Consider the following 23,430-nt stretch of genomic DNA (forward strand, 5'->3'; position numbering starts at 1 on the left):
TATCAACCGGTTATCAGTTTATTGGTAGAGAAAACCTCCGCCAAATAATCCAACAGGCACCGAGCCTTGGAAGGCAGGTGCCGCCCGGAAGGATAAACCGCGCTTAATGGCATGGGCCCTAAATTAAATTCATCCAGTACCGTCTTCAGCCGCCCATCTGCAAGCGCATCCCCTACCAACCATGTAGGTGCTCTACTGACCCCATGCCCCGACAATAAAGCCTGACGGATAGCATCGCTGCTATTGGTAATCAAATTACCTTTTACATTCACCTTGATCGAGACATCGCCATCTACAAACTCAATATCGTGAGCCTGTCCGCGCCCGCTATAGACAATATAATTGTGATCCTTTAAATCCCGCGGGTGCTGCGGTACTCCCCGCTCAGATAAATACTCGGGGCTGGCAACGGTCACCATAGGGCTAATAGCCAGTTGCTTGGCAATCAAGGAAGAATCACTCAACTCCCCCATCCTGATTCCCAAATCTATCCCCTCCTGAATAAGGTCCAGGCTACGATCATTGAGGTTCACATCCACGTGAATGTCGGGATACTTTTCAAAAAAGCCTTTTAAGCAGGGCACAATAAAAAGCTCCCCCAAGGCAGCCGGCGTGGTGATTCGCACCGTGCCCCGGGGCTGACTATGCAGAGAACCCGCATTGTGTTCAGCCTCCTCGATATCCATCAAGATACTGACACAGCGCTCATAGTAATCGGCCCCCGCTTCCGTAAGGTGCAGGCTACGGGTACTGCGATTGAGCAGCTTTACCCCCAACCAGCTCTCCAGCTCAGCAATATTCTTGCTCACCGTGGGCTGGGTGGTTTCCAACTCCTTTGCCACCGCCGAGAAACTGCCATTCTCGGCCACACGCACAAACATCGACATTGCGGTTAAACGATCCATGAAGTCCCCTGCACTCTCCCCTCTATACTTTAAGTAACTTGACTATACTCAAAGCATAACGGGTTTATTTATTCAGTATAAGAATAGATCCTATTCTGTAATGCTGCATTATCATAGCACCAGGAATAATTTACGATTCTGTTATAGCCAATAATCACTGTACATCGAGTAACTGCATGACTTTTCAGAATATTCTGGCACGCTTGCGACAAACCATCTGCGAGCAAACCACCGCCCCGGAAATGGCCACCCTACAAAAGGCCAGCCTAATGCTACGCAAAAGCGGTATTCTGGAAAGACGCTTGCAAACCGGAGAAACAGCACCGGACTTTATGATTCCCAGCCGAGGTAGTGATGACTTCCCGCAACTCTACGACCTACTGCAACAGGGACCAGTTATTTTGAATTTCTTTCGCGGCAGTTGGTGTGAGTTCTGTCTAACCGAACTGCAAGCATTCACTGATCTGGCTGAGACCTTTAAAGAGCGTGGAGCCACGTGTCTGGCGCTTTCCCCACAACATCCCGATACCTATTCTCAAGAACTCACTAATGCGTTTTACCCCAATGGCATCCTGGTACACGATGAGAATAATCGCATCGCCAAAGCCTTTGGTTTGACCTACCCGGTATCACCTGAATATCAACATATGTTTACCCGCAAAGGTCTAAACCTGGCCAAACTTCATCGCTCGGAGCGCTGGGAATTACCCCTGGCTGCCACCTACCTAATTAAACCTGATCATACGGTTGTATTTAGTTATGTGGAGACAGACTTTCGTAAGCGGTTTGATCCTGAGCTTCTATTGGAGCAACTCTAAAAATCTTTCCAAGCTGATAAGCCTTAGATATAAACCCGGAGGGTAGCGGTACAGCTTCTCTTCGCGGCCATAAGCGGCAGAAAAAGTCAGCGCTCCGTAAACTCGCTAAAAACGCTCAAACAACCTCGGCGACACCCCTGACTTTTTCTGCCGCTTAAACATGGCCTGACTGCTACGAGAAGCTGTACCGCTACCCTCCTCCCCTATGTGCCAATGCCTAACTTGTTTACCGATCTAAAGGTAGGTTTACCCAAGGGTGGGGGCTATCTATGACCAATCAGGCTGCGTTTAAGACTTGTACTGGGGCGAGGAGCGTTTACGAGGACTGTCTGAGCGTCGTCTGCGAGTTCCGCAAGTGCGAGCGCCCCAGTACAAGTCTTGCAGCCGGGAATAGATAGCCCCCACCCTTGGGTAAACCGGAGCAATTGCACGAACCAAAAACCACAAAAAAAGGGGCCGAAGCCCCCAACAGCGATAAAGAATTCTTTTATAAGCTTACCTAGAAGCCACCTGATTAACCTTCACAGGATTCAACTGCTGCTGCATTTTCGCTTCAATTTTCAATTGCAGTTGCTGCTGAATATTCGGCACTAACAATTGAGCTTGATGCGAAATATTTCCTACAGCAGTAGCAGGCAGTTCAGTGACCTCATGAACCTGAGTTTTTGCTGGAACGACATCATTGCTTTCAACATTTTCCGCAACAGCCAGATTACTTAAACTCACCAGCATCGTACCTACTAACGCCACATACACAATGCCATCGGTGAAACGGGTAACACTTTCAAAGGTATAACTTTTCATGACTAGCTCTCCATTCTTAGGCGGAGTAAACAAAGAGGGAAGACATTTCCCGAAAACTTGTTAACCAGTCTAGCTATTCCAGATCAAAATATAAGAAGGCAAAATTGAATAAGATAGATTCCAAATAGGAATGTAGAGAGAACTATAGGGGGAAAGAGGAGTGGGATGTCAGGAATCCCCAAAAAAGAATATAAACAGATAAATCTTAGAAACCTAAGGTACTAACAGCCGCCGCCATCGCCTCCGCAGCCACCATCACCGCCGAAACCACCACTACCGCCAAAGCCGCCTCCTCCCGCTGAACCATTGCCGCCCGCGGTTAGAGTAAGTTTGATTACACACCACACCAAAAACACAGCGGAGATTAACGGCAGTACCACGCCATCAAACACCTCTCGACTTTCCAAGTCAGAATGATAGACGGCAAGTGGGCCTGTAATACACCAAAGCAGTGTGGTGAGTTTCATGAAGTTACCTTAGTAGGGCTTCCGCAGGATTAGTTCGCCAGTGTACCCCACAAATCATACTCATCGGCAAATTCGATATTCACCTTCACAATATCACCAACGTTAACGTTGAATTCGTCGTTCAGGTAAACCGCACCATCAATCTCTGGTGCATCGGCATAGGTGCGGCCAATAGCGCCTTCCTCATCGACTTCGTCAATAATGACATCCAAAGTGCGGCCAATTTTTAACTGTAAACGAGCAGCACTGATACGCTTCTGGGTTTCCATAAAGCGCTCCCAGCGATCCTGTTTAACATCGTCAGGTACCTGATCCGGCAAATCGTTGGCAGGCGCGCCATCCACCGGGGAATACTGGAAGCAGCCCACACGGTCCAGCTGAGCCTCTTCGAGGAAGTCCAAAAGCATTTGGAAGTCTTCTTCGGTCTCACCGGGGAAACCAACAATAAAGGTTGAGCGAATGGTCAGGTCCGGGCAGATCTCACGCCACTTTTTAATACGGCCCAATACCTTTTCACTGTGCGCGGGGCGCTTCATGGACTTAAGGACTTTGGGGCTGGCATGCTGGAAGGGGATATCCAGGTACGGCAGGATCTTGCCTTCAGCCATCAGCGGGATCAACTTATCCACATGGGGATAAGGGTAGACATAGTGCATACGCACCCAAACGCCCATCTCGCCTAGGGCTACCGCCAGATCCTGCATGCGGGTTTCAGCACCGCTGGCCAGATCCAGCTTGTATTTCACATCAATACCGTAGGCACTGGTATCCTGGGAAATCACCAGTAATTCCTGCACGCCACTGCTCACCAGATCGTGGGCTTCCTGAATCACATCCGCTATCGGCCGGCTGACCAGATCACCACGCATATGGGGGATAATGCAGAAAGCGCAGCGGTGATTACAGCCTTCAGAGATTTTCAAATAGGCGTAGTGCTGCGGGGTTAGCTTAATACCCTGCGGCGGCACCAGTTCGTGGCGATGGGGGTTTTCCTGCTCCGGTGGCACATAGCTGTGTACCGCATCCATTACCGAATCATAGTCCGCAGGGCCACTAACACTCAGCACGCCCGGCACTTCCGCCTTAATGGCTTCAGCATCACTGCCCTTGCCCATACAGCCGGTGACAATCACCTTGCCGTTTTCCGCCATGGCTTCTTTGATGGCATCCATTGATTCCTGCTTTGCACTATCAATAAAACCACAGGTATTCACTACCACCACATCGGCCCCCTCGTAATCCGGGGATACCTCATAGCCCTCACCAGTGAGCTGGGTCAGGATACGTTCGGAATCAACCAGCGCTTTGGGGCAACCGAGGGAAATAAAGCCTACTTTCTGTGTGGTATTGGACATGCTGAGTACAACTAACGGGAAGAGTAAAAGGGACACATTATACGTCAGGTTCAGAGTGGCACCTAACAGTAGCGATGGATAAGGCGTTATTCCCCAATCTGCACTAGGGTGAGAGGGTTATGACAAGCAATCAATTGCGATTGACGCCCCCTAAAATGTTATAATATAACATATCATATGTGGTGCCCCCCACCTCACTATTCACTTGGAGCGGATCTGCCCGTCATGACCCAATTACCCGTAACTGTGCTCTCAGGCTTTCTTGGCGCAGGGAAAACCACCGTACTGAGCCATATACTGAATAACCGCCAAGGCAAAAAAGTGGCTGTTATCGTCAACGATATGAGTGAAATCAATATCGATGCCGCGCAGGTTCAAAACGAGGTCTCACTGAGCCATCAGGAAGAGAAACTGGTGGAAATGAGTAATGGCTGCATTTGTTGTACCTTGCGTGAAGACCTGCTGCTGGAGATCAACAAATTGGCCCAGGAGGGACGCTTTGATTATCTGGTGATTGAATCCACCGGTATTTCTGAGCCTTTACCCGTGGCAGAAACCTTTACCTTTGCCGATGAAAACGGTGAATCACTGTCCGATGTCGCCACCCTGGATACCATGGTCACGGTGGTGGATGCGGTCAATTTCCTCAAGGATTATGACGAAGCCAAGTATCTGCAAGATACCGGGGAGTCTTTAGGGGAAGAGGATGAACGCAGTGTTGCTGACTTGCTAGTAGATCAAGTCGAGTTTGCCGATATCTTGTTAATCAGCAAAACCGATTTAATCGAACAAACCGAACTGGAGCGATTAACCGCCATTCTGAAAACACTCAACACCCATGCCCGGATTATTCCCATTGCCCATGGACAGGTTAATGTTGACGATGTGCTCAACACTGGGCTGTTTAATTTTGAGCGCGCACAATTAGCACCGGGCTGGCTTAAAGAAATGCGCGGCGAGCATGTACCGGAAACGGAAGAATACGGCATCGGCAGTTTTAGCTATGCTGCCCGCCGCCCCTTTCATCCCGAAAAGTTTTATCAGTTTCTTCACACCACCGAAAACCATGGCAAACTGATTCGCTCCAAAGGCTATTTTTGGCTGGCCACCCGCCCTGAATTTGCCGGGCAATGGAGCCAGGCTGGCGGTATTGCACGCTATGGTTTTGGCGGCATGTTTTGGAAAGCGATCCCAAAAGAGAACTGGCCTACCGATGAAGATTATCTTGCCTCCATTAAGAGCAGCTGGGTCGAACCCTTTGGCGATATGCGACAGGAGCTTGTGTTTATCGGCCAGGGATTGAATCAACAGGCTATTACACAAGCCCTTGACGATTGCCTGTTAAGCGAAGAAGAAGTTCTCAGAGGCAAAGAATACTGGGCCACCTTGAGCGATCCTTTTCCTAGCTGGGGAGAAAACGAATGAGCACATCACCACTGGCACAATGTGCGTTAACCGAAGAACAGATCAAGCAGGCTCCCGAGTCTGACTATATGAATGAAGAACAACTCGAATTCTTTCGCTGTCTGTTATTGGAACTTCATGAATCAACCAAAAATCGTATTCAGGAGGCGAAGCGTCAAATGGCCACGCCACCTGAATTTAACGATGAGAATGATCGAGCCTCCTGGGAAGAAGAGTGCAGCACATCATTACGGATTTTAGATCGTGAACAAAAACTGCTGCCCAAGATTTCACAGTCTCTGGAACGTATACGTTTGGGTAACTACGGCTACTGCCTGGAATCAGACGAACCCATCGGTGTGCCTCGCCTACTGGCAAGACCAACTGCCGAATACTGCGCAGAAGTGAAAGCCCAGATGGAATACAAGGAACAGGCGTACCGCGATTAGATAAGTTTCTTTCTTCGCGTGAAAACAAAAAAGCCCTGAATAATCAGGGCTTTTTATAAAAACTTATTAAAGGCTGTCGCCTTGTCATTCATACTTACAAACGCTCAACCTTAGCTACTGACTTCTTGGCCTGCACGTAGATAACACTGGAGTAGGCAACTTCCTCTCCCTTATGCACACCAATGACTTTCACACGAATGGTGTTGTAGCCAGGTTTTTCGAGCGAGAAATTGACCTTTACCGAACCGTCATAATCATCCAGATCAATGATCTCCTCGGCCAAGCTTACACCCGCACTGCTGCTGAGCTGAATACGTACATCGCTGGAAAACCAGGGGCGCTCATAGTCGACGGTAATTTCAGATTCCACACCCAGTGTCACTTTGGTCATGGGAACATGCTTAACCTTGAAGACAGGCTCTGGCGGTGCCAAACCTGCCAGCTTGATAAAGGTTCCGCCAATAACCCCATATTCATCAGGGTTTAAATAGAAATTATGAGCCCCACAAGCCGCCGCGTTTTGCGCTGCAAATACCAGGTTAAACAACAGGGTAAAAGATAAGATGTGCTTGAACATAAAAACGGGCCAAATGACTGAATATCTTGATCAGAATATACACAATCTCGAAGGCTCATTCAATTTGGAAGGCACCGAAAACACGGGTTAATCGCTGACTTTTCGACGACATTCCTCTAATGGCTCAGGCATAAAAACAGAGATAGCCTTTAGAGCAGGTGTTTTGGGATAATTGCGTCAACAAACGTTATGTTATAACATATCACAACCATCAAATATCACATATTTACCACCCCTCCCCGGAGTAAAGAACAAGGCGAGTTCATGGTACCTGTCTGCAGGCCACCATAATCAGGCCTGAGCTGCGCCTCCTGGACAACGATCGAAGATATTACGCGTATGTCATCCACCTTAATTAAGCATGCCCAAGTCGTGAATGAAGGCAAAGTCATTGAAGCCGACATTCGTATCAAGAATCAGCGTATTGAGCAGATTGCCAGCGAGATACCGGCAACGCCTGAAGATGATATTTACGATGCCAATGGCTGCTATCTGCTGCCTGGCATGATCGATGATCAGGTTCACTTTCGAGAGCCCGGTTTGACCCATAAAGGTAATATTGCCAGCGAATCCCGAGCAGCCGTTGCCGGGGGCATCACCAGTTATATGGAAATGCCCAATGTTAACCCGTCTACCACAACCATATCGGCACTGAAAGATAAGTATGCTCTGGCAGCAAACAGCTCGCTGGCAAACTACGCCTTCTATTTGGGTGCGACCGAAAGTAATCTGGATCAAATCAAACAACTCGATCCCAAAATACACTGCGGCGTAAAAGTGTTTATGGGGGCTTCAACCGGCGACTTGTTGGTTGAACACCCTCAAGCTCTGGATGCTATCTTTCGTGAAGCACCTACCCTGATTGTCACTCACTGTGAAAACGGTGCGGTGATGGATCGCAACAAGGAACGCATACTCAGCACTAAACCCGCACTGACGATTGAAGATCATCCCAAATGGCGAAACGTAGAAGCCTGCTACTCTTCGTCGCAATACGCCGTTGGCCTGGCCAAAAAACACAATAGCCAACTGCATGTTTTGCATATCACAACAGAGAAAGAACTGAGCCTGTTCGAAGCAGGCCCTATTGAAGGCAAATCCATTACCGCTGAAGCCTGTGTGCATCACCTTTGGTTTTCGGAAGAGGATTACGCTCAACGTGGCAACTTAATTAAATGTAATCCCGCCATTAAAAGCAGACAGGACAGAGACGCGATCATTCAGGCATTACACAGCGGCAGAATCGATATAGTGGCGACCGATCATGCACCGCATACACTGGCAGAAAAGCAGTGTGAATATCCAACCGCACCGGCCGGATTACCCTTGGTGCAACATGCACTGTTAAGTCTAATGGACCATGTTCACCATGAACGCTTAAACCTGACACAGGTTGTTGAAAAGACCGCACACAACCCGGCTATCCGTTATGCCGTGCAGGATCGTGGTTTTATTCGTGAAGGCTACTATGCCGATTTGGTTATGATTGATCCAAATGCATCGACACCAGTCACTGACGAAAGCATTTTATATAAATGTGGCTGGTCACCTTTTTCTGGTCATACCTTCCAATCACGGATAATGAGCACCTGGGTGAATGGCCAACAAGTATACAACGGGAAAAACATATTGGACGCGTCTTCCCCTGCCGAACCTTTAGTTTTTAATCGATAAGTCAGTAGAATTATGTTTTCCTCAGATAGCAATCATATCAATACCAACCCGCTTCCCGATGTCACCAGCAACACACTGACTGATAGCTCATTACCGCTACAGTGGGTGGGCATGGAAAAAATCGGCGTCCCCCTGACACTAGCGTTAGATAACGGCAAACACCAAAGTCTGGCAGCACAAGCAGATATATTTGTCAGCCTGGACCAGGCGTCAGCTAAAGGCATCCATATGTCTCGCCTGCACGCCATTCTTAATACACTCGACGAAGAGCCTTTTACCAAGAGCCTTCTCGATCGTCTTCTCGATGAAGCGGTTTCATCGCAAGCAGGGATCAGTAATAACGCCAAGATCACCCTGACGTTTGATTTGCTATTGAAAAAACCTGCACTACTGAGCAATGAGAGTGGCTTTCAAGCCTACAGCGTCGTTGTTAATGGGGAAGTTATCAACGGCTCACATGCCTACGACATAGACGTCACTATTCCATACTCCAGCACCTGCCCGTGTTCGGCGTCCCTGTCTCGTCAATTGTACGCAAACGCTATCAGTGAGGCGTTTGACAGCGAAACCATTGATAAAGCATCACTGCTGCAATGGATTCAATCCGATCAAGGCAGTGTTGCCACACCACACAGCCAAAGATCCTATGCCTATATCAAGATGTCTACCAGTAACAATCCATGGCCTGCACTGGATTCACTGATTCGTCATTTTGAAGAAGTCATTGGCACCTCCGTACAAACCGCTGTTAAACGTATAGATGAGCAAGAGTTTGCTCGCCTGAATGCCAATAACCTGATGTTTTGTGAAGACGCCGCAAGACGCATTAAAGCTTGCCTGGAAACGCTGCCATACGTCACTGACTACTGGTTTAAAGTCGAGCATCAAGAAAGCTTACATGCTCACAATGCCGTGGTTATCGACCAAAAGTAAAAGCACACAATACAGCCTCTATTCTAAAGATTAGCCGGAATACCCATGTCAAACAGTTCAAATGCCCCCGTCACTATTACCTTGCCTGACGGTTCTCAAAAGCAATTTTCTGAAGCGCCAACTATTATGGACATTGCCAGCAGCATTGGTCCTGGATTGGCAAAAGCAACCATCGCCGGCGAAGTCAATGGACAGCTTGCAGATGCATGCGACTATGTTGAAGAAGATGCAAACATAAAAATCATTACCGCTAAAGATGCTGACGGCCTGCATATTATTCGTCACTCCTGTGCCCATTTAGTTGGCCACGCGGTAAAGCAGCTTTTCCCAACGGCACAAATGGTTATCGGCCCGGTCATTGATAACGGCTTTTATTATGACATTGCCTTTGAGCGACCTTTTACCGCTGAAGACCTTGAACGTATTGAAACAAGGGCACTCGAATTAATTGCCAAACATTACGATGTCATTAAAAAAGTTTTACCGCGCGAAGAAGCGATTCAAATCTTCGATCAGCGTCAGGAAAGCTATAAATTAAAATTGATTGAAGATATTCCCGGCAACGATGATCTCGGTCTCTACTTCCATGAAGAATATATTGATATGTGCCGCGGTCCGCATGTACCCAATACACGCTTCTTGGAGCATATGAAACTGACCAAGATCTCTGGTGCCTACTGGCGGGGCGATGCCAATAACGAACAGCTTCAGAGAATCTACGGTACCGCCTGGGCGACCAAGAAGGAATTACGCTCGCACCTGAATATGATGGCTGAGGCTGAAAAGCGTGATCACCGCCGTCTCGGTAAAGAACTGGATCTGTTTCATTTCCATGAAGATGCGATTGGCGCCGTATTTTGGCAACCCAACGGCTGGACCATGTTTCAAACATTAATTGACTATATGCGTCGCCGCCAACAGGAAGCTGGCTACGTTGAGGTCAATACACCGGATATAATGGACCGCGGTCTGTGGGAAGTATCCGGCCACTGGCAAAACTATCAGGAACATATGTACACCACTGAAACGCCGGATGATAAAACCCTGGCCCTTAAACCTATGAGCTGTCCGGGCAGTGTATTGATGTATGACTTTGGCCTAAAAAGTTACCGTGACCTACCGGTGAGAATGGCTGAGTTTGGTAAAGTCCATCGCTATGAACCGTCCGGTTCTTTGCATGGCCTGCTAAGGGTTCGTCACTTTACCCAGGATGATGCCCATATCTACTGCACGCCAGATCAGATGCAAAGTGAGTGCGAAAAAATCATTCATCTGGTGCTGGATATTTATCGCCAGTTTGGCTTTGAAGATGTCACCATCAAACTATCAACTCGCCCTGAAAGCCGTATGGGCGATGACGCGACCTGGGATATTGTTGAGGCCGCGCTGGTGGAGTCATTACGCGCCCTGGAACTGGACTATCAGATCAACCCTGGTGAAGGCGCATTTTATGGCCCTAAACTGGAGTTTGTCTTACGCGATACTATCGGCCGTGACTGGCAATGTGGAACCCTGCAGGTGGATATGAATTTGCCGTCGCGTTTTTCCCTGGGATATATCGATGAAACCGGTACCCGTCAGACCCCCGTCATGCTTCACCGGGCGCTGTTTGGCTCTCTCGAACGTTTTATCGGCATACTCATTGAGCATTATGCAGGTAAGCTACCGGCATGGCTTGCCCCTACACAAGTTGTGGTATTGACTATTACCGAAGCCTATAGCGAAGCCGCAGATCGATTAAATAATGAACTGCGACAGGCCGGTCTGCGCAGTACGGTAGATTTGAGTAACGAAAAAATCAGTTATAAAATACGCCAGCATACGCTGAAGAAAGTGCCTGTTATGGCAATCATTGGTGCCAGTGAAGCGGAAACAGGTCAAGTGAACCTGCGCTTACTGGATGGAACAAATGTCAGTCATCCTGATATTGAAAGTGCCTTAAGCTATCTTTCTCAAGCTTGCAGCCCTCCAGACCAACAAATGTAAAAGGTAAGACATGAACGAAAAAGAGATCGTCGCATTATTTGAAGAGTGGAATAATGCCCTGCAGACTGGAAACCCAAAAAACGTTGTAGCACTTTACGAAACCAACGCCATCCTGTTGCCAACCGTTTCCAATCAAGTTCGCCACAATCACGCAGAAATTGAAGACTATTTCGTTCATTTCCTCGCTAAAGGTCCAAAAGGCGAGATTAATGAGTCCAATGTTCGTACCTTTGGCGACATCGCTATTAACTCCGGTGTTTACACTTTCACCTTCAGTGATGGTGCTAGCGTGCAGGCTCGCTTCAGCTATATGTACCGCTGGAACGGCCAACGCTGGATGATTATTGAGCATCACTCCTCAGCAATGCCAGAATAAATTATCGGCATTTCTTTTTGCTGTGAGGAAGGCCACTAGCGCGCAAGCGCCATGGCCTTCTCATCAGTGACTCAATTCACCTAGTTCGTCACAATCTCTACCGGGCCATGATCGTCGCAATGACCATCGTGTACATGATGCAGTCGGCCATCAACAATGTAATCAATATGATCCCCATGCGGGACGGCTTCATGACCACAACCTGGACCATGTACATGGTCGCCACAGGTATGCACCGGTAAGCATCCATCAGGATTCGTGGCAGTGACTTCGATGACATGTTCATCATAGTGGTCTTGATGGGGATAATGCAGATGACCATCATGAAGATAATCTGTGTGATCACCATGGCGAATAGCGGTATGGCCGCAGCCAGGTCCATGGGTGTGATCCGGGTGAGAGGATGTATTAGAGCAAGGCATGGTAACCCCCTGTGAACAGTTCCTGTAACGTTACTTAATCTAGCCTAGACCAATTCTCAGCCTGTGTGATTGGATAACAAATTCCTTTCGCCTGAGAAGTATTTACTGTTATAACAAACCCATATATGCGGAAATCACATAAATTTCATACACTTGTCATATTAACCATACACACTCATCAACCCCATACATAACCAGATAGGGGACGCCCTATGGTTAGCCTAAGTCACCCGCTCTACTGTATCGCCCACCGTGGCGGCCGTAGAAAAGGCTCGCACAGCTCCGAAAATACCCTGAAGGCGTTTGCCGAAAGCATTGCCCTGGGCGTTGATGCCATTGAAGTGGATGTCTGGCAGGTAGGTGGGCAGCTGCTGGTTACCCATGACCGCCGTTTGGGCAAGACTTTGCCCGGCAAGGGCCGCCTGATGGACCATACCCCCAGCTATCTTCGCAACCTGGAGATGGAATGTGGTAGCCAAATCCCTACCCTGATGGAAGTGCTGGAATCCATTGGCGAGCAGGTAACGCTCAATATCGAACTCAAAGGCCCTGGCTGTGCCCAACTGGTGGCCAAAACCCTGCAGCAGTATGTGCACGATAGCAGCGGCACTTACGAGCAGTATTTATTCTCCAGCTTCGATCACCATCAACTGTTCCAGTTAAAACAAATCCTTCCACAAGTGCGTCGTGGTGTACTGATCGAAGGTATCCCGCTGACCTATGCCCGCTGTTGCGAGCCCCTGGAAGCCTATTCTTTCCACCCGAACGTCGACTTTATTAACCAGGCCCTGGTTGATGATGCCAAGCAACGGGGTTTAAAAGTGTGGGTTTACACCGTCAATGATATCGATGATTTTTGCCATCTGTCGGCGATGGGTGTGGACGGGGTGTTCACCGATTACCCCGAGCGACTGCTTAAACTGAATAAAGACCTGCGCTGGCAACAGGCCATTTAACCTTCGGCAGGTTTAACCTGATCAGCAATAGCCTGCATCAGCTCTGCGACATTTTGGTAGGGCGGTAGACAGCGATCCTGAACACACATCACCGCCTGTCCCATATCCATCGACATAATCTCGGGTGGATAAAACTCGGCATTCGACGGTACCGCATAACAATGCACCCGGCTGCCAAATTGATCCTGAATCAACTGACGCCAGGCAAGCACATCATCTCCCAGCAAAAATACCTGCACAGGTGCATCAAAAAATTCCTGCAAGGCCAGTAACAGCGAGACATGGTTTTCTGGAATACTACTGATACCCATCCAGGCATAACCCAGAGTTGCCTCGGCCATGGCTAAATAACGAGGTTCGGCCGCCAAATGCCCGAGGCGCAATAATGCTCTAGCCGCCACCCCATTACCACTGGGTAATACGGAATCTACCAGTGGTTTACTGCGATGAATTAACGGCTCGTGATCATGGGCAGTAAAAAAGAAACCGCCCTGCTGCTGATCGTAAAAGTTATTACTTAACGATTCGGCGAGGTTAATCAGAAATTGATAATCCTCATCGCGCCACTGGACCTGCAATAATTCCAACAGCGCATCCATGGTGTAGGCATAATCGTCCAGGTAACCCGTATGTTTTGCACTGCCCTGTTGCCAAGTTGCCATCAGGCGTCTTTTGCGCCACAGGTGCTGGCGAATAAAATCCATTCCCTGCTGCGCATGGGTTAAATATTCCTGATCATTAAATACCCGAGCTGCAATAGCCAAGGCTCTCACCCACAAGGCATTCCAGCCACACAGTACTTTGTTATCGATATGGGGCTGGGGTCGTTGCAAACGTACCTGTAACAGCTTTTCTCTTAGAGTAAGAAACTGGGCCAAGGCCTGATCATAACTCAAGCCACATTCTGCAGCGGTTTCAACCAGGGTTTTATCAAAGTGTAAATGTAAGTACTCGCCAAAATTATGCTTATCGGTTTGCCCTAGTAAGCATGTCAGTAAGGTCAACTCACCATCGTTTAGTAACGCCTCAATATCCTCGAAACGCCATAGATAATATCCACCCTCACAGCCTTCACTGTCGGCATCGACCGAGCTGTAAAGACCTTGCTTGCCATTGGCGAAAGCGCGCTGAACAAATTTAAAAATATCTGCCGCAGTGCGCTTAAATAACGGCTCGCCACTAATACTCCAGGCTTCGGCGTAGTTTGCCATCAACAGGGCATTATCGCAGAGCATTTTTTCGAAGTGTGGGATTTCCCAATGGACATCCGTAGCATAACGATAGAAACCGCCACCAACGTGATCGTGAACGCCCCCCTGCGCCATTTTCATCAAACTGAGCAAAAGGTGACGACCGGTAGCGGGGTCTGCGGCTTGTTCATAGGAGCGTTGTAAATAATTGAGATTTACCGGCATAGGAAATTTCGGCGCCCCGCCAAAGCCACCGTGAACATCGTCGGCCAGGCGCAACAAGTGATGCAGCGCAACATCTATTGGGGCAGGGTTTAACAGGGTGTCTTTTTCCGAGGCCAGGACTTCAAGCTTCTCGTAACCCTGTCGGACTTTTTCCCGCAGCGAACGAAACTCTACATGTTGCTGACGGTAGAAATAACTCACCTTGGCCAACACATCTTTCAAGCCTACACGCCCATGACTTTCCTCAGCAGGAAAATAGGTACCAGCAATAAAAGGCAGTTGGGTCTGGGGACACAGGAATACGGTTAATGGCCAACCACCGGGCTGGCCGGTGAGAAGCTGGTGGGCGGTCTGGTAAATATCATCCAAATCAGGCCGCTCTTCGCGATCCACCTTAATACAGATAAAGCCGTCGTTGAGTGTCTCGGCGATGGTGTGATTGCTAAAGGTGTCCGCCGACATCATATGGCACCAGTGGCAAGCGGAGTAACCAATGGATAATAAAATGGGTTTATCTTCGATCCGCGCTCTGTCCAACGCCTGCTGTCCCCAGGTCTGCCAGGCAACCGGCTGCTGGCTGTGCTGCAAAAGATAGGGGCTGGTTTCACTACCCAGCTGATTGGTCAGAGCTGTCATAGAATCCATACTAGGGTTTTGATTCTGCTCGATATTACCTTAAGTAATATGACAAGTTTGCCCATTTGTCATGTTTATTTACCATTAATCTGGTTATTTCCGGGGCGTAATCCACAGGCTTGCAACTGTTGCTGCCAAACCTGTGTATGGCGTGACACAGCGCGATTATATTGCTGCCAAATCGATGTCGGCTGTGTGTCACTCCAAGCCTGTTGCCAATAGGCGCTAAACACCTGACTTTCATATTCAGGCCACAATAACAAGTAATCTTCTATAACCTGTTTTACATCACGACTCTGTCGGTAAATGCCGCTGATATAAGGCTGAATTTCGCCAATATAAAAACGCAAAAATACCTGCTGCATCACCTTACCTCGCGGTGTCAGACTACCCGCAGGACACAAAGGCCGCTCTTTATTGGCAAGCTCAATCTGATCACTGAGAACAGACAAGACATTGACTAGCACGAGTTGTGAACGCAGTAGGCGGCCGATAAATTTGTCGCTTGCCACTACGGCATAATGACTTTCCAACTTGGTAAAACTCGGCAGAGTATCTTCGGCCTCTATCAGCAAAAATTGCTGCAGATATCGCAACGCCTGGGTCAAGGCGGCACTGTCTGATGCGGTTTCCGTAAGTGTTAAGGGGGGAGCGGCATGAGAAAACAACTGTTGAAATTCCTGGCTGGCGAAACTGGCGTTCCAGCGTACTTTCGGCAGGTCATTTATCTTCGTCTGCCTGGCATCAGCTACCGCTTGGGCCAAGGAGTGATTATCAACGCTCACTAAGGTGTCGCGACAGGTTTTAGCCAATGCTATAAAGCGCAAATGGTACACCAGCATCTGCGAATCGGGCATAAACTTCCCCAGACTGCTGTTGCGCTCGCCGATTAAACGCTGTAAATCGCAGCGCGATAAACGCAAGAACTCCAGCAAATTTACCGATACCGGACTTAAGGGCTGTTGCAACTCTCTGCGAGAGGGATATGACGGTAAACTATTTTCATCAATGTCCAACAGGTTATTACTGGGTTCAAATTCAAACACATTGGACAAGCGGTAGTGATAGTTATCCAGCAGAGAATTCAGCCCTTGTCGCTGAGTGCAGGAAGTGAGCAATCCGAGGATAACAATAATTAAACCCAGCGCTGCACACCTGTTCACGACAACCTCAGGCTCGCAGTGGATAAAACATAACAGCCGCAGGCTGACGACGAAACTCCCCTCGACGCCTTACCAGCCAACCGCGTTTTTGATAAAAGGCTTCCTGATCCGTGGCATAGAGAAATAACTGCGGCAATAATAATTGCCGCGCGTATTGCTCAGCGTGTCGCAACAGCGCCTCACCAATTCCTTGCCGGCGCTTGGCCTCAATAACATATAGATTGGCAATCCAAACACTGTTGGGAGACTCTCCCAAACGTTGATAGTGCACCAAGCTGATAGAGCCGACCGGCTGGCCGTTAAGAAAAGCAATAAAACTGGTGGGAACAGCATCTTCGCTGAGGTGTTTTTGTAAACGCTGACGGCGTTCATCAAGGCTGCCCGTCCCCCAAGCTTGATGATGCCAGGTTGCCAGCAGTTCTAATTGCTCGGGGCACTGGGACAGGGATTGAAACACCAATCCTGCTGCTTGGTCCTCACAATGACTCAGCATGGCAACCTCGAACCGATCTGCGTTATTTAACCTCTTCGCCGTGCGCCTGCTTATCGGCGTGGTAGGAAGAGCGAACCAGCGGGCCACAGGCGGCATGCTTAAAGCCCAGCTCTTCGGCCAAACGAGTGTACTCATCGAACTCGTCGGGATGTACGTAGCGATCAACGGGCAGATGATCCTTGGAGGGCTGTAGATACTGACCAATGGTGAGCATATCGATATCGTGCTCACGCATATCGCGCATCACGTCAAAGATTTCTTCTTTGGTTTCACCCAGGCCGACCATCAATCCGGATTTGGTTAAGACATCCGGACGACGAGCCTTATATTCCTTCAGCAGTTTCAATGACCACTTGTAGTTAGCACCGGGTCGCGACTGACGGTACAAACGCGGTACCGTTTCCAGATTGTGGTTAAACACATCCGGGGCTTCTTTTTCCAGAATATCTAATGCTACATCCATACGACCGCGGAAGTCGGGGGTCAGAATTTCAACCTGCAAATTTGGCGAATGCTCGCGCGCTTCGCGAATACATTCGGCAAAGTGCTGGGCCCCGCCATCGCGTAAATCATCACGGTCAACGGAAGTAATGACCACATACTTCAAGCGCATTTCAGCAATGGCCTGCGCCAAATGGCTGGGTTCATTTTCATCCAGCGGGTTGGGCTTACCATGGCCAACATCACAGAAAGGACAGCGACGGGTACAGATCTCGCCCATGATCATAAAGGTGGCGGTACCGCCACTGAAACACTCGCCCAGGTTTGGGCAACTGGCTTCCTCGCAGACACTGGCGAGGCCATTCTTGCGCAGAATTTTTTTAATGCGATCAATGTCTGGAGAAGCCGGCATACGCACACGAATCCAGTCCGGTTTGCGCTGAAATTCATCAGAGGCAATTACCTTGACCGGAATACGCTCTACCTTATCGGCGTCACGAAGTTTTTCACCCTGTTTAATGCGTCGCGTGCGTTTAACCGGGTCCATGCTGTCATCACGATTGTCAGTGCTAGTCATACTGCTACCTTTAGAATTACTCTCGTTTTATCTCTCTGCTCGCACTGTTTTAATCTGGTTAAAACTTTTTTAGTATTTTTTACGATGCTATAGATAGCACCGATGTGGGTTCTTCAATCCAATTGACGTCCTTAAAGTCCAGATACTTGCAAAAGTGCTTCACAAGCCCAGCCTCCAAAGCTTCCATATCCAGCGCCGCCGGATCATCCGTCAGCGCTTTAATCTGGGTCATTAACAATTCTGAGTAACCGCAAGGGTTAATACGCTGCCAGGGGCTCAAGTCCATATCGACATTCAAACTCAAGCCGTGGAAGCTGCAACCACGTCTGACGCGAAAACCCAGAGAAGCGATTTTATCGCTGACACCATTACGGTCTACGTAAACTCCTGGGGCATCAGCTTTTGGATAAGCCTTGATATCGATCTCTGCCAGCGTATCGACAATGGTATTCTCGGTGGCCGATACCAGCTCACGAATACCCAGCTTGCGACGACGCAAATTAATCATCGGGTAACCGACAAGCTGCCCCGGCCCGTGATAGGTCACCTGGCCGCCGCGGTCTACCTGTACCACCGGAATATCTCCCGGCATAAGAATATGCTCAGCTTTACCCGCCTGGCCCTGAGTAAATACCGGAGGATGCTGAACCAACCACAGCTCATCGGCGGTATTGTCATCGCGCTGGTCGGTAAAATCCGACATGGCGTGCCACACGGTTTCGTAATCCTGTAAACCCAGGTGGCGAACGACTAGGGTATCAGTGATATTGCCAGTAATAGTATCGGTAATTGCCATAATGACTTAAAGCACCATCTTGGTCATATCACTGGCAGTCAGTTCCTGATGCAAGGCTTGCAGCTGATTTACGCCTGTTGCCGTAATAAACACAGTTATCGACTGGAAGGTTCCCTTGGCGCTTTCACGTACGGTGATGCGGGTCTGGTCAAACCCTGGCGCATGGCGCTCTACCACGCTGACAACAAACTCATGATATACAGGCCCTGACTGGCCCATGATTTTGATGGGGTAGTCCTCACAGGGGAACTCAATTTTGGGGGCTTCTGGCTCACTCATACCTAATACACTAGACCAATAACAGCTTGAGGGTCTGGACACACGGGCTTATGGCCGCATGTATTGACTGATTCGGGGATTATATCAGATATGGGAGGGGTGGTTTGAGGGATTGTTAGGGGGATAAACCCCACGCATTTGTGGGGTTATCGGGGAAAACACTGTGTTAGTTAAACAACTTATAGAAAAACAGCTTGATGCCATCCAGAAGTCGAGTAAAGAAGCCCGCTTCGGCAACAGCCTGGGTAGCGACCAGCGGCTGGTCCACCAGGGTTTCGCCATTGAGTGTAACGGTCAGATTACCCAGTTCCTGGCCCGCTTTGATGGGCGCCTTGATGACATCATCAATATGCATCTGTGCATCCAGCTCTTTCTGAGCACCGCGTGGAATGGTCAGATACAAGTCTTCGGCCAACCCAAGACTGATATTCTCCGCTTTCCCCGCCCACACGCGCGCTTCAGTCAGGGATTGATTGGCCCCATAAATCTTATGTGTTTGGAAATAACGAAAACCATAGGCCAGTAACTTTTGCGACTCAGCAGCACGAGCCTCTTCTGAACGCGTTCCCATGACCACCGAAATCAGGCGCATGCCATTTTTCTGAGCAGAAGACACCAGGCAGTAGCCGGCCTCATCGGTATGGCCTGTTTTGATGCCATCAACGGTTTTGTCGCGGAATAACAGCTTATTGCGATTGGGCTGGTTAATGCCGTTGTACTTAAAGTACTTTTCGGAATACAGGCGATAGTGCTCAGGAAAATCGTTAATCAGGCCACGAGCCAGCAAAGACAGGTCGCGAGCACTGGTTAGATGCCCTTCTACGGGCCAACCAGTCACGTTATAAAAGGTGGTGTTATCCATACCCAATAGGGCTGCCTGTTGGTTCATCACATCAACAAAGGCATCTTCACTACCTGCAATATGTTCTGCCAAGGCAACGCTGGCATCATTACCCGACTGAATAATCATGCCACGCAATAAATCCATGACCGAGACACGGGTGCCTTCGCGGATAAACATTTTCGAGCCGCCCATTTTCCAGGCTTTGACGCTGACACGCACCAGCTCATCTTCGCGCAGGTTACCGCTTTCAATCTCTGAGAAAACGATATAGGCGGTCATCATCTTGGTTAGACTGGCTGGCGGTAGCTGCTCGTCAGAATTGTTCTCCACCAGTACCTCGCCAGTATCAGCATCGATCAACAGGTAAGCGGTAGACGCCAATTGCGGCGGTGCAGGAATAATTACCTGTCGTGCATACACCAAATTGGAGGCCAATACGGCAACGAGGGTTAAACAGGTCGCAAGTGTTTTAAACATAGGAAATGAAAACTGGTCTTTAAACTGATAATGAATGGCCGCTAGTGTACCACTAGCGGGCTAGTCATAAACCACATGGGGCGTTGGCAAGCGATTTTTTTGTAGGAGTTCACGCAATTGCAGAAGTTCCCAATTATCGCTGATAGGGCCAATGCGCACACGGTAAAGTTGATCACGTTCCGGCGCCTGACGAATATTAACCGGGTAATGTGTCAATTGGGCAATCTGGTCGACCACCTTGGCCGCCGCATTAGCACTGCTGAAAGCCCCCGCCTGCAGGAAGGTATTATCAGGCAATTGATAGCCCGCTGATTGCTTGGGTGCAGGCGCTTTCGGGATAGCACCCTGAGCGCTAGCCGTTACGGTCTGAGCCGGTGTTGACGGAAACCTCGACTGAGCAGGCGTCGCTGCCAAGGTCTGACCGGGGGTGATCACTTCCACGGTTACCGGTGCGGTACCCTGATTTACAAACCCCAGTTTACTCGCTGCGGTATAGGTCAGATCGATAATACGACCGCCGTGAAAGGGCCCGCGGTCATTTACCCTGACCACGACAGAGCGCCCATTGCGCTTGTTGGTCACACGTACATAGCTGGGAATCGGCAAGGTTTTATGGGCCGCGGTCATGCCGTACATATCGTAGACCTCTCCATTAGAGGTACGTCGACCGTGAAACTTACGCCCATACCAGGAAGCATCACCTTCCTGACGGAACCCTTCGGCGCTGGGCATTACATAATAGGTTTTACCCAACACCGTGTAGGGGCTTTTATTGCCGGCCTTGGTCCGCTGCTCGACACGGGGAACGGCATCGGGAATATGGGAGACATCAACGGGCCCACGCGGACCACTGTCTTTAACAACAATCGGGCTGCTACCACAGGCACTTAACAGCAAGGCGCTCAACGCCAGGAAGGAGGCTTGTTTGGCCCGCTGTAATAGCACCGGATTCATGAAGCCTTCATCTCTTTGGCGATAGCCTGACTGAGCTGATATACCGACATGGCGTAGAGGCGACTGTGATTGTAGCGAGTGATGACATAGAAGTTACGCAATCCCATCCAAAACTCAGTACCGTTCTCGCCCTGCAGACGCATTAAGGTTGCATCCTGCTCATCGGCAAAATCATCCAGCGGTTTATAACCCGCCGCCTTCAGCTCACCAACAGTATGCTTGGGCTTGAGGGAGACATTGGCCAGCTCGCGCTCATAACCGTTATTGACCCGCGCGCGGCTTACGACATCAGCGCCGGGCTGCCAGCCGTGGCGTTTGAAATAATTGGCCACACTGCCAATGGCATCGACCGGGTTGTTCCAGATGTCGGTGAAACCATCGCCGTCGAAATCCACTGCATACTCACGGTAGCTCGAAGGCATAAACTGGCCATAGCCCATGGCCCCGGCATAGGAGCCCTTCAGACTCAGCGGATCCTGCGACTGCTCGCGAGACAAGACCAGAAAATGCTTTAGCTCCTTGCGGAAAAACTTGCTGCGCTTGGGGTAATCAAAGGCCAGGGTTGAGAGCGCATCCATCACCCGGTAACTGCCCTTATGGCGCCCATAACGGGTTTCTACGCCAATAATGGAAACAATCATCTCGGCCGGCACGCCGTATTGTTTTTCCGCTCGCGCCAAGGTCTCGCGGTGCTGCTGCCAGAATTCCACGCCTTTGCGGGTACGATCAGGGGTTACAAAAATCTTGCGGTAGTCTTTCCAGGGTTTGGTTTTTTCCGCTGGACGGGCAATGGCATCCAAAATGGATTGCTTGCGCTCTGCCTGCTGCAACCAGGCATTGAGCTCGTCAGCCTTAAAACCATGCTCGGCGACCATCTCATCGACAAATGGCTTGGCCATGCTGTGACTGGAATAATCGGCGTAGGCTGTAGATGCCAGACCGACTTGAACGCTTAATGCCCCAACCAATACCTTAAAATATGTCCCGGCAGAGCGCCCCACATGTGTTAATCCTTTCAACATTCCTACCTCTTATTTTATTGGCGGGGTTTATCTTCACTGTTTCCCTACTAGAGCCTAAAGGCCCTATATGGTGACCCGCCTACGTTCCGTGCTAATGGCCATCAAGATACCAAACCCGGTCATCAAGGTCACGATGGATGTGCCACCGTGACTCACCAGGGGTAGTGGCACCCCCACTACAGGCAATAAACCCGATACCATGCCTATGTTAACAAACACATAGACAAAAAATGTGAAGGTAATACTCCCCGCTAGCAATCGGCTAAAACTATCCTGTGCTTGAGCGGCAATCCACAAGCCGCGGCCAATAATTAACACGTACAAGCTTAACAGTAACAAAACGCCCAGCAGGCCAAACTCTTCGGCCAGTACCGCAATAATAAAATCGGTATGACTTTCAGGCAGGAAATTGAGTTGCGACTGGGTGCCGTTTAACCAACCCTTGCCGTCAAAGCCACCGGAGCCAATGGCGGTTTTCGACTGAATAATATTCCACCCTGCCCCTAGCTTGTCAGCCTCTGGATTGAGCAAGGTCAAAATCCGCTGCTTTTGGTAGGCGTGAAGCACAAACTGCCAGATAGGCCAGGCGGCGGCCAGCAGCAACAACATAGCGCCGAGAATGTAACGCCAACGCAGACCGGCAAAAAACAATACCATCAGGCCCGATGAAGCCACCAACAGGGAGGTCCCCAAATCCGGTTGCTTCATAATCAGCAAGGTCGGCACTCCGATAATCACCAGGGTCCAAAACACATGCTTAAAGGATGGCGGTAAAATACGCTTAGCCAGGTAGGCTGCGACAGCAATAGGCATGGCCAATTTGAGGATCTCGGAGGGCTGGAAGCGAAACCCACCCAGGCTCAACCAGCGCTGTGCACCTTTAGCCCCCACGCCAAAAAAGATCACCATAATCAGCAGAAACACGCCGCCACAGTAGGCCCAGGGAGCCCAGCGCTCAAACACCTGCAGCTTGATTTGCGCAGTAACAAACATGGCACCATAGGCGATAATAAAGAATGCCCCTTGGCGCTTGAGGTAGTGCCCCTCCTGACCACTGGCGCTATAGAGCACCACAATACCGTAGGCGGTCAGCAACATCAGTGACAATAACAGCGGAATATCGATATGGTGACGCTGCCAAAAACTGATGGGCTTGCGCAGGTCGTGACTGGCTTCCGGCATACGCCGCAAAAAATCACCGGCCATA

Annotated in this window: 24 protein-coding genes; 8 read left to right on the forward strand and 16 right to left on the reverse strand. The window is 49.5% G+C overall.

From position 1 onward, the window contains the following. Window positions 1–2: 2 nt before the first annotated feature. Window positions 3–905 (reverse strand): LysR family transcriptional regulator, encoded by a 903-nt coding sequence (locus ACGHZ6_RS19590; RefSeq protein ID WP_390615722.1) that lies wholly within the window; start codon window positions 903–905, stop codon window positions 3–5. Window positions 906–1,081: 176 nt separating this feature from the next. Here ACGHZ6_RS19590 and ACGHZ6_RS19595 point away from each other — a divergent pair, with 176 nt between their 5' ends. Then, a complete protein-coding gene (locus ACGHZ6_RS19595; protein WP_390615723.1) occupies window positions 1,082–1,723 on the forward strand; it encodes a peroxiredoxin-like family protein in 642 nt (213 codons plus the stop codon). 495 nt (window positions 1,724–2,218) lie between these two features. On the opposite strand, the gene ACGHZ6_RS19600 is transcribed toward ACGHZ6_RS19595, so the two are convergent. The 3 genes from ACGHZ6_RS19600 to rimO form a co-directional block, all read right to left on the reverse strand. After that, window positions 2,219–2,527: a hypothetical protein gene (locus ACGHZ6_RS19600; protein WP_390615724.1), complete on the reverse strand. Its 309-nt coding sequence runs from the start codon at window positions 2,525–2,527 to the stop codon at window positions 2,219–2,221. A gap of 221 nt (window positions 2,528–2,748) precedes the next feature. Beyond that, on the reverse strand, window positions 2,749–2,994 hold the full coding sequence (locus tag ACGHZ6_RS19605) for a hypothetical protein (RefSeq protein ID WP_390615725.1): 246 nt from the start codon (window positions 2,992–2,994) through the stop codon (window positions 2,749–2,751). Between the two features lie 29 nt (window positions 2,995–3,023). After that, the gene (rimO, locus tag ACGHZ6_RS19610) at window positions 3,024–4,349 is read right to left on the reverse strand and encodes a 30S ribosomal protein S12 methylthiotransferase RimO (protein ID WP_390615726.1); all 1,326 of its coding nucleotides are present in this window, start codon (window positions 4,347–4,349) and stop codon (window positions 3,024–3,026) included. Between the two features lie 225 nt (window positions 4,350–4,574). Between rimO and zigA the strand changes: the two genes are divergently transcribed. Together zigA and ACGHZ6_RS19620 are read left to right on the forward strand one after the other, a co-directional pair. Further along, window positions 4,575–5,774 (forward strand): zinc metallochaperone GTPase ZigA, encoded by a 1,200-nt coding sequence (zigA, locus tag ACGHZ6_RS19615; RefSeq protein WP_390615727.1) that lies wholly within the window; start codon window positions 4,575–4,577, stop codon window positions 5,772–5,774. Next, entirely contained in the window at window positions 5,771–6,202 is a 432-nt protein-coding gene (locus ACGHZ6_RS19620; protein ID WP_390615728.1) for a TraR/DksA C4-type zinc finger protein, read from the forward strand. The genes zigA and ACGHZ6_RS19620 overlap by 4 nt, the downstream gene beginning before the upstream one ends. A gap of 94 nt (window positions 6,203–6,296) precedes the next feature. Here ACGHZ6_RS19620 and ACGHZ6_RS19625 read toward each other — a convergent pair whose 3' ends face one another. Next, window positions 6,297–6,779, reverse strand: a complete 483-nt coding sequence (locus tag ACGHZ6_RS19625) for a hypothetical protein (protein ID WP_390615729.1) — start codon at window positions 6,777–6,779, stop codon at window positions 6,297–6,299. Between the two features lie 339 nt (window positions 6,780–7,118). Between ACGHZ6_RS19625 and ACGHZ6_RS19630 the strand changes: the two genes are divergently transcribed. Genes ACGHZ6_RS19630 through ACGHZ6_RS19645 form a run of 4 tightly spaced genes read left to right on the forward strand, consistent with a single transcriptional unit; the run spans window position 7,119 to window position 11,748 of the window. Further along, the gene (locus tag ACGHZ6_RS19630) at window positions 7,119–8,453 is read left to right on the forward strand and encodes a dihydroorotase (protein ID WP_390615730.1); all 1,335 of its coding nucleotides are present in this window, start codon (window positions 7,119–7,121) and stop codon (window positions 8,451–8,453) included. A gap of 12 nt (window positions 8,454–8,465) precedes the next feature. Beyond that, complete coding sequence (gene folE2 / locus ACGHZ6_RS19635; RefSeq protein WP_390615731.1) at window positions 8,466–9,386, forward strand: GTP cyclohydrolase FolE2; 921 nt, start codon at window positions 8,466–8,468, stop codon at window positions 9,384–9,386. A 45-nt stretch (window positions 9,387–9,431) separates the two neighbouring features. Further along, window positions 9,432–11,372: a threonine--tRNA ligase gene (gene thrS, locus ACGHZ6_RS19640; RefSeq protein WP_390615732.1), complete on the forward strand. Its 1,941-nt coding sequence runs from the start codon at window positions 9,432–9,434 to the stop codon at window positions 11,370–11,372. A 10-nt stretch (window positions 11,373–11,382) separates the two neighbouring features. Continuing rightward, window positions 11,383–11,748, forward strand: a complete 366-nt coding sequence (locus ACGHZ6_RS19645) for an SgcJ/EcaC family oxidoreductase (protein ID WP_390615733.1) — start codon at window positions 11,383–11,385, stop codon at window positions 11,746–11,748. 80 nt (window positions 11,749–11,828) lie between these two features. Here the strand turns inward: ACGHZ6_RS19645 and ACGHZ6_RS19650 are convergent, their stop codons facing one another. Beyond that, entirely contained in the window at window positions 11,829–12,170 is a 342-nt protein-coding gene (locus ACGHZ6_RS19650) for a hypothetical protein (RefSeq protein ID WP_390615734.1), read from the reverse strand. 212 nt (window positions 12,171–12,382) lie between these two features. Here ACGHZ6_RS19650 and ACGHZ6_RS19655 point away from each other — a divergent pair, with 212 nt between their 5' ends. Then, window positions 12,383–13,126, forward strand: coding sequence for a glycerophosphodiester phosphodiesterase (locus ACGHZ6_RS19655; protein WP_390615735.1), 744 nt, complete (start codon window positions 12,383–12,385; stop codon window positions 13,124–13,126). Here ACGHZ6_RS19655 and ACGHZ6_RS19660 read toward each other — a convergent pair. The 10 genes from ACGHZ6_RS19660 to rodA form a co-directional block, all read right to left on the reverse strand. Further along, window positions 13,123–15,177: a thioredoxin domain-containing protein gene (locus ACGHZ6_RS19660; protein ID WP_390615736.1), complete on the reverse strand. Its 2,055-nt coding sequence runs from the start codon at window positions 15,175–15,177 to the stop codon at window positions 13,123–13,125. The two genes, ACGHZ6_RS19655 and ACGHZ6_RS19660, sit on opposite strands and share 4 nt — an antisense overlap. Before the next feature lie 74 nt (window positions 15,178–15,251). Further along, complete coding sequence (locus ACGHZ6_RS19665; protein ID WP_390615737.1) at window positions 15,252–16,340, reverse strand: DUF3080 family protein; 1,089 nt, start codon at window positions 16,338–16,340, stop codon at window positions 15,252–15,254. A gap of 7 nt (window positions 16,341–16,347) precedes the next feature. Next, window positions 16,348–16,833 carry a GNAT family N-acetyltransferase gene (locus ACGHZ6_RS19670; RefSeq protein ID WP_390615738.1) on the reverse strand — a complete coding sequence of 162 codons (486 nt, stop codon included), beginning with the start codon at window positions 16,831–16,833 and terminating at the stop codon, window positions 16,348–16,350. A 22-nt stretch (window positions 16,834–16,855) separates the two neighbouring features. Further along, the gene (gene lipA, locus ACGHZ6_RS19675) at window positions 16,856–17,851 is read right to left on the reverse strand and encodes a lipoyl synthase (RefSeq protein WP_390615739.1); all 996 of its coding nucleotides are present in this window, start codon (window positions 17,849–17,851) and stop codon (window positions 16,856–16,858) included. 79 nt (window positions 17,852–17,930) lie between these two features. After that, window positions 17,931–18,647, reverse strand: a complete 717-nt coding sequence (gene lipB / locus ACGHZ6_RS19680; RefSeq protein WP_390615740.1) for a lipoyl(octanoyl) transferase LipB — start codon at window positions 18,645–18,647, stop codon at window positions 17,931–17,933. Window positions 18,648–18,653: 6 nt separating this feature from the next. Then, complete coding sequence (locus tag ACGHZ6_RS19685; protein WP_390615741.1) at window positions 18,654–18,926, reverse strand: YbeD family protein; 273 nt, start codon at window positions 18,924–18,926, stop codon at window positions 18,654–18,656. Between the two features lie 166 nt (window positions 18,927–19,092). Next, the gene (locus ACGHZ6_RS19690; RefSeq protein WP_390615742.1) at window positions 19,093–20,247 is read right to left on the reverse strand and encodes a D-alanyl-D-alanine carboxypeptidase family protein; all 1,155 of its coding nucleotides are present in this window, start codon (window positions 20,245–20,247) and stop codon (window positions 19,093–19,095) included. Between the two features lie 60 nt (window positions 20,248–20,307). Continuing rightward, window positions 20,308–21,201: a septal ring lytic transglycosylase RlpA family protein gene (locus tag ACGHZ6_RS19695; RefSeq protein ID WP_390615743.1), complete on the reverse strand. Its 894-nt coding sequence runs from the start codon at window positions 21,199–21,201 to the stop codon at window positions 20,308–20,310. Continuing rightward, entirely contained in the window at window positions 21,198–22,223 is a 1,026-nt protein-coding gene (gene mltB / locus ACGHZ6_RS19700) for a lytic murein transglycosylase B (protein WP_390615744.1), read from the reverse strand. The genes ACGHZ6_RS19695 and mltB overlap by 4 nt, the downstream gene beginning before the upstream one ends. Window positions 22,224–22,286: 63 nt before the next feature. Beyond that, on the reverse strand, window positions 22,287–23,429 hold the full coding sequence (gene rodA, locus ACGHZ6_RS19705; RefSeq protein ID WP_390615745.1) for a rod shape-determining protein RodA: 1,143 nt from the start codon (window positions 23,427–23,429) through the stop codon (window positions 22,287–22,289). Window position 23,430: the final 1 nt, after the last annotated feature.

This window comes from Maricurvus nonylphenolicus, assembly GCF_042854845.1.
Lineage (GTDB): Bacteria > Pseudomonadota > Gammaproteobacteria > Pseudomonadales > Cellvibrionaceae > Maricurvus > Maricurvus nonylphenolicus.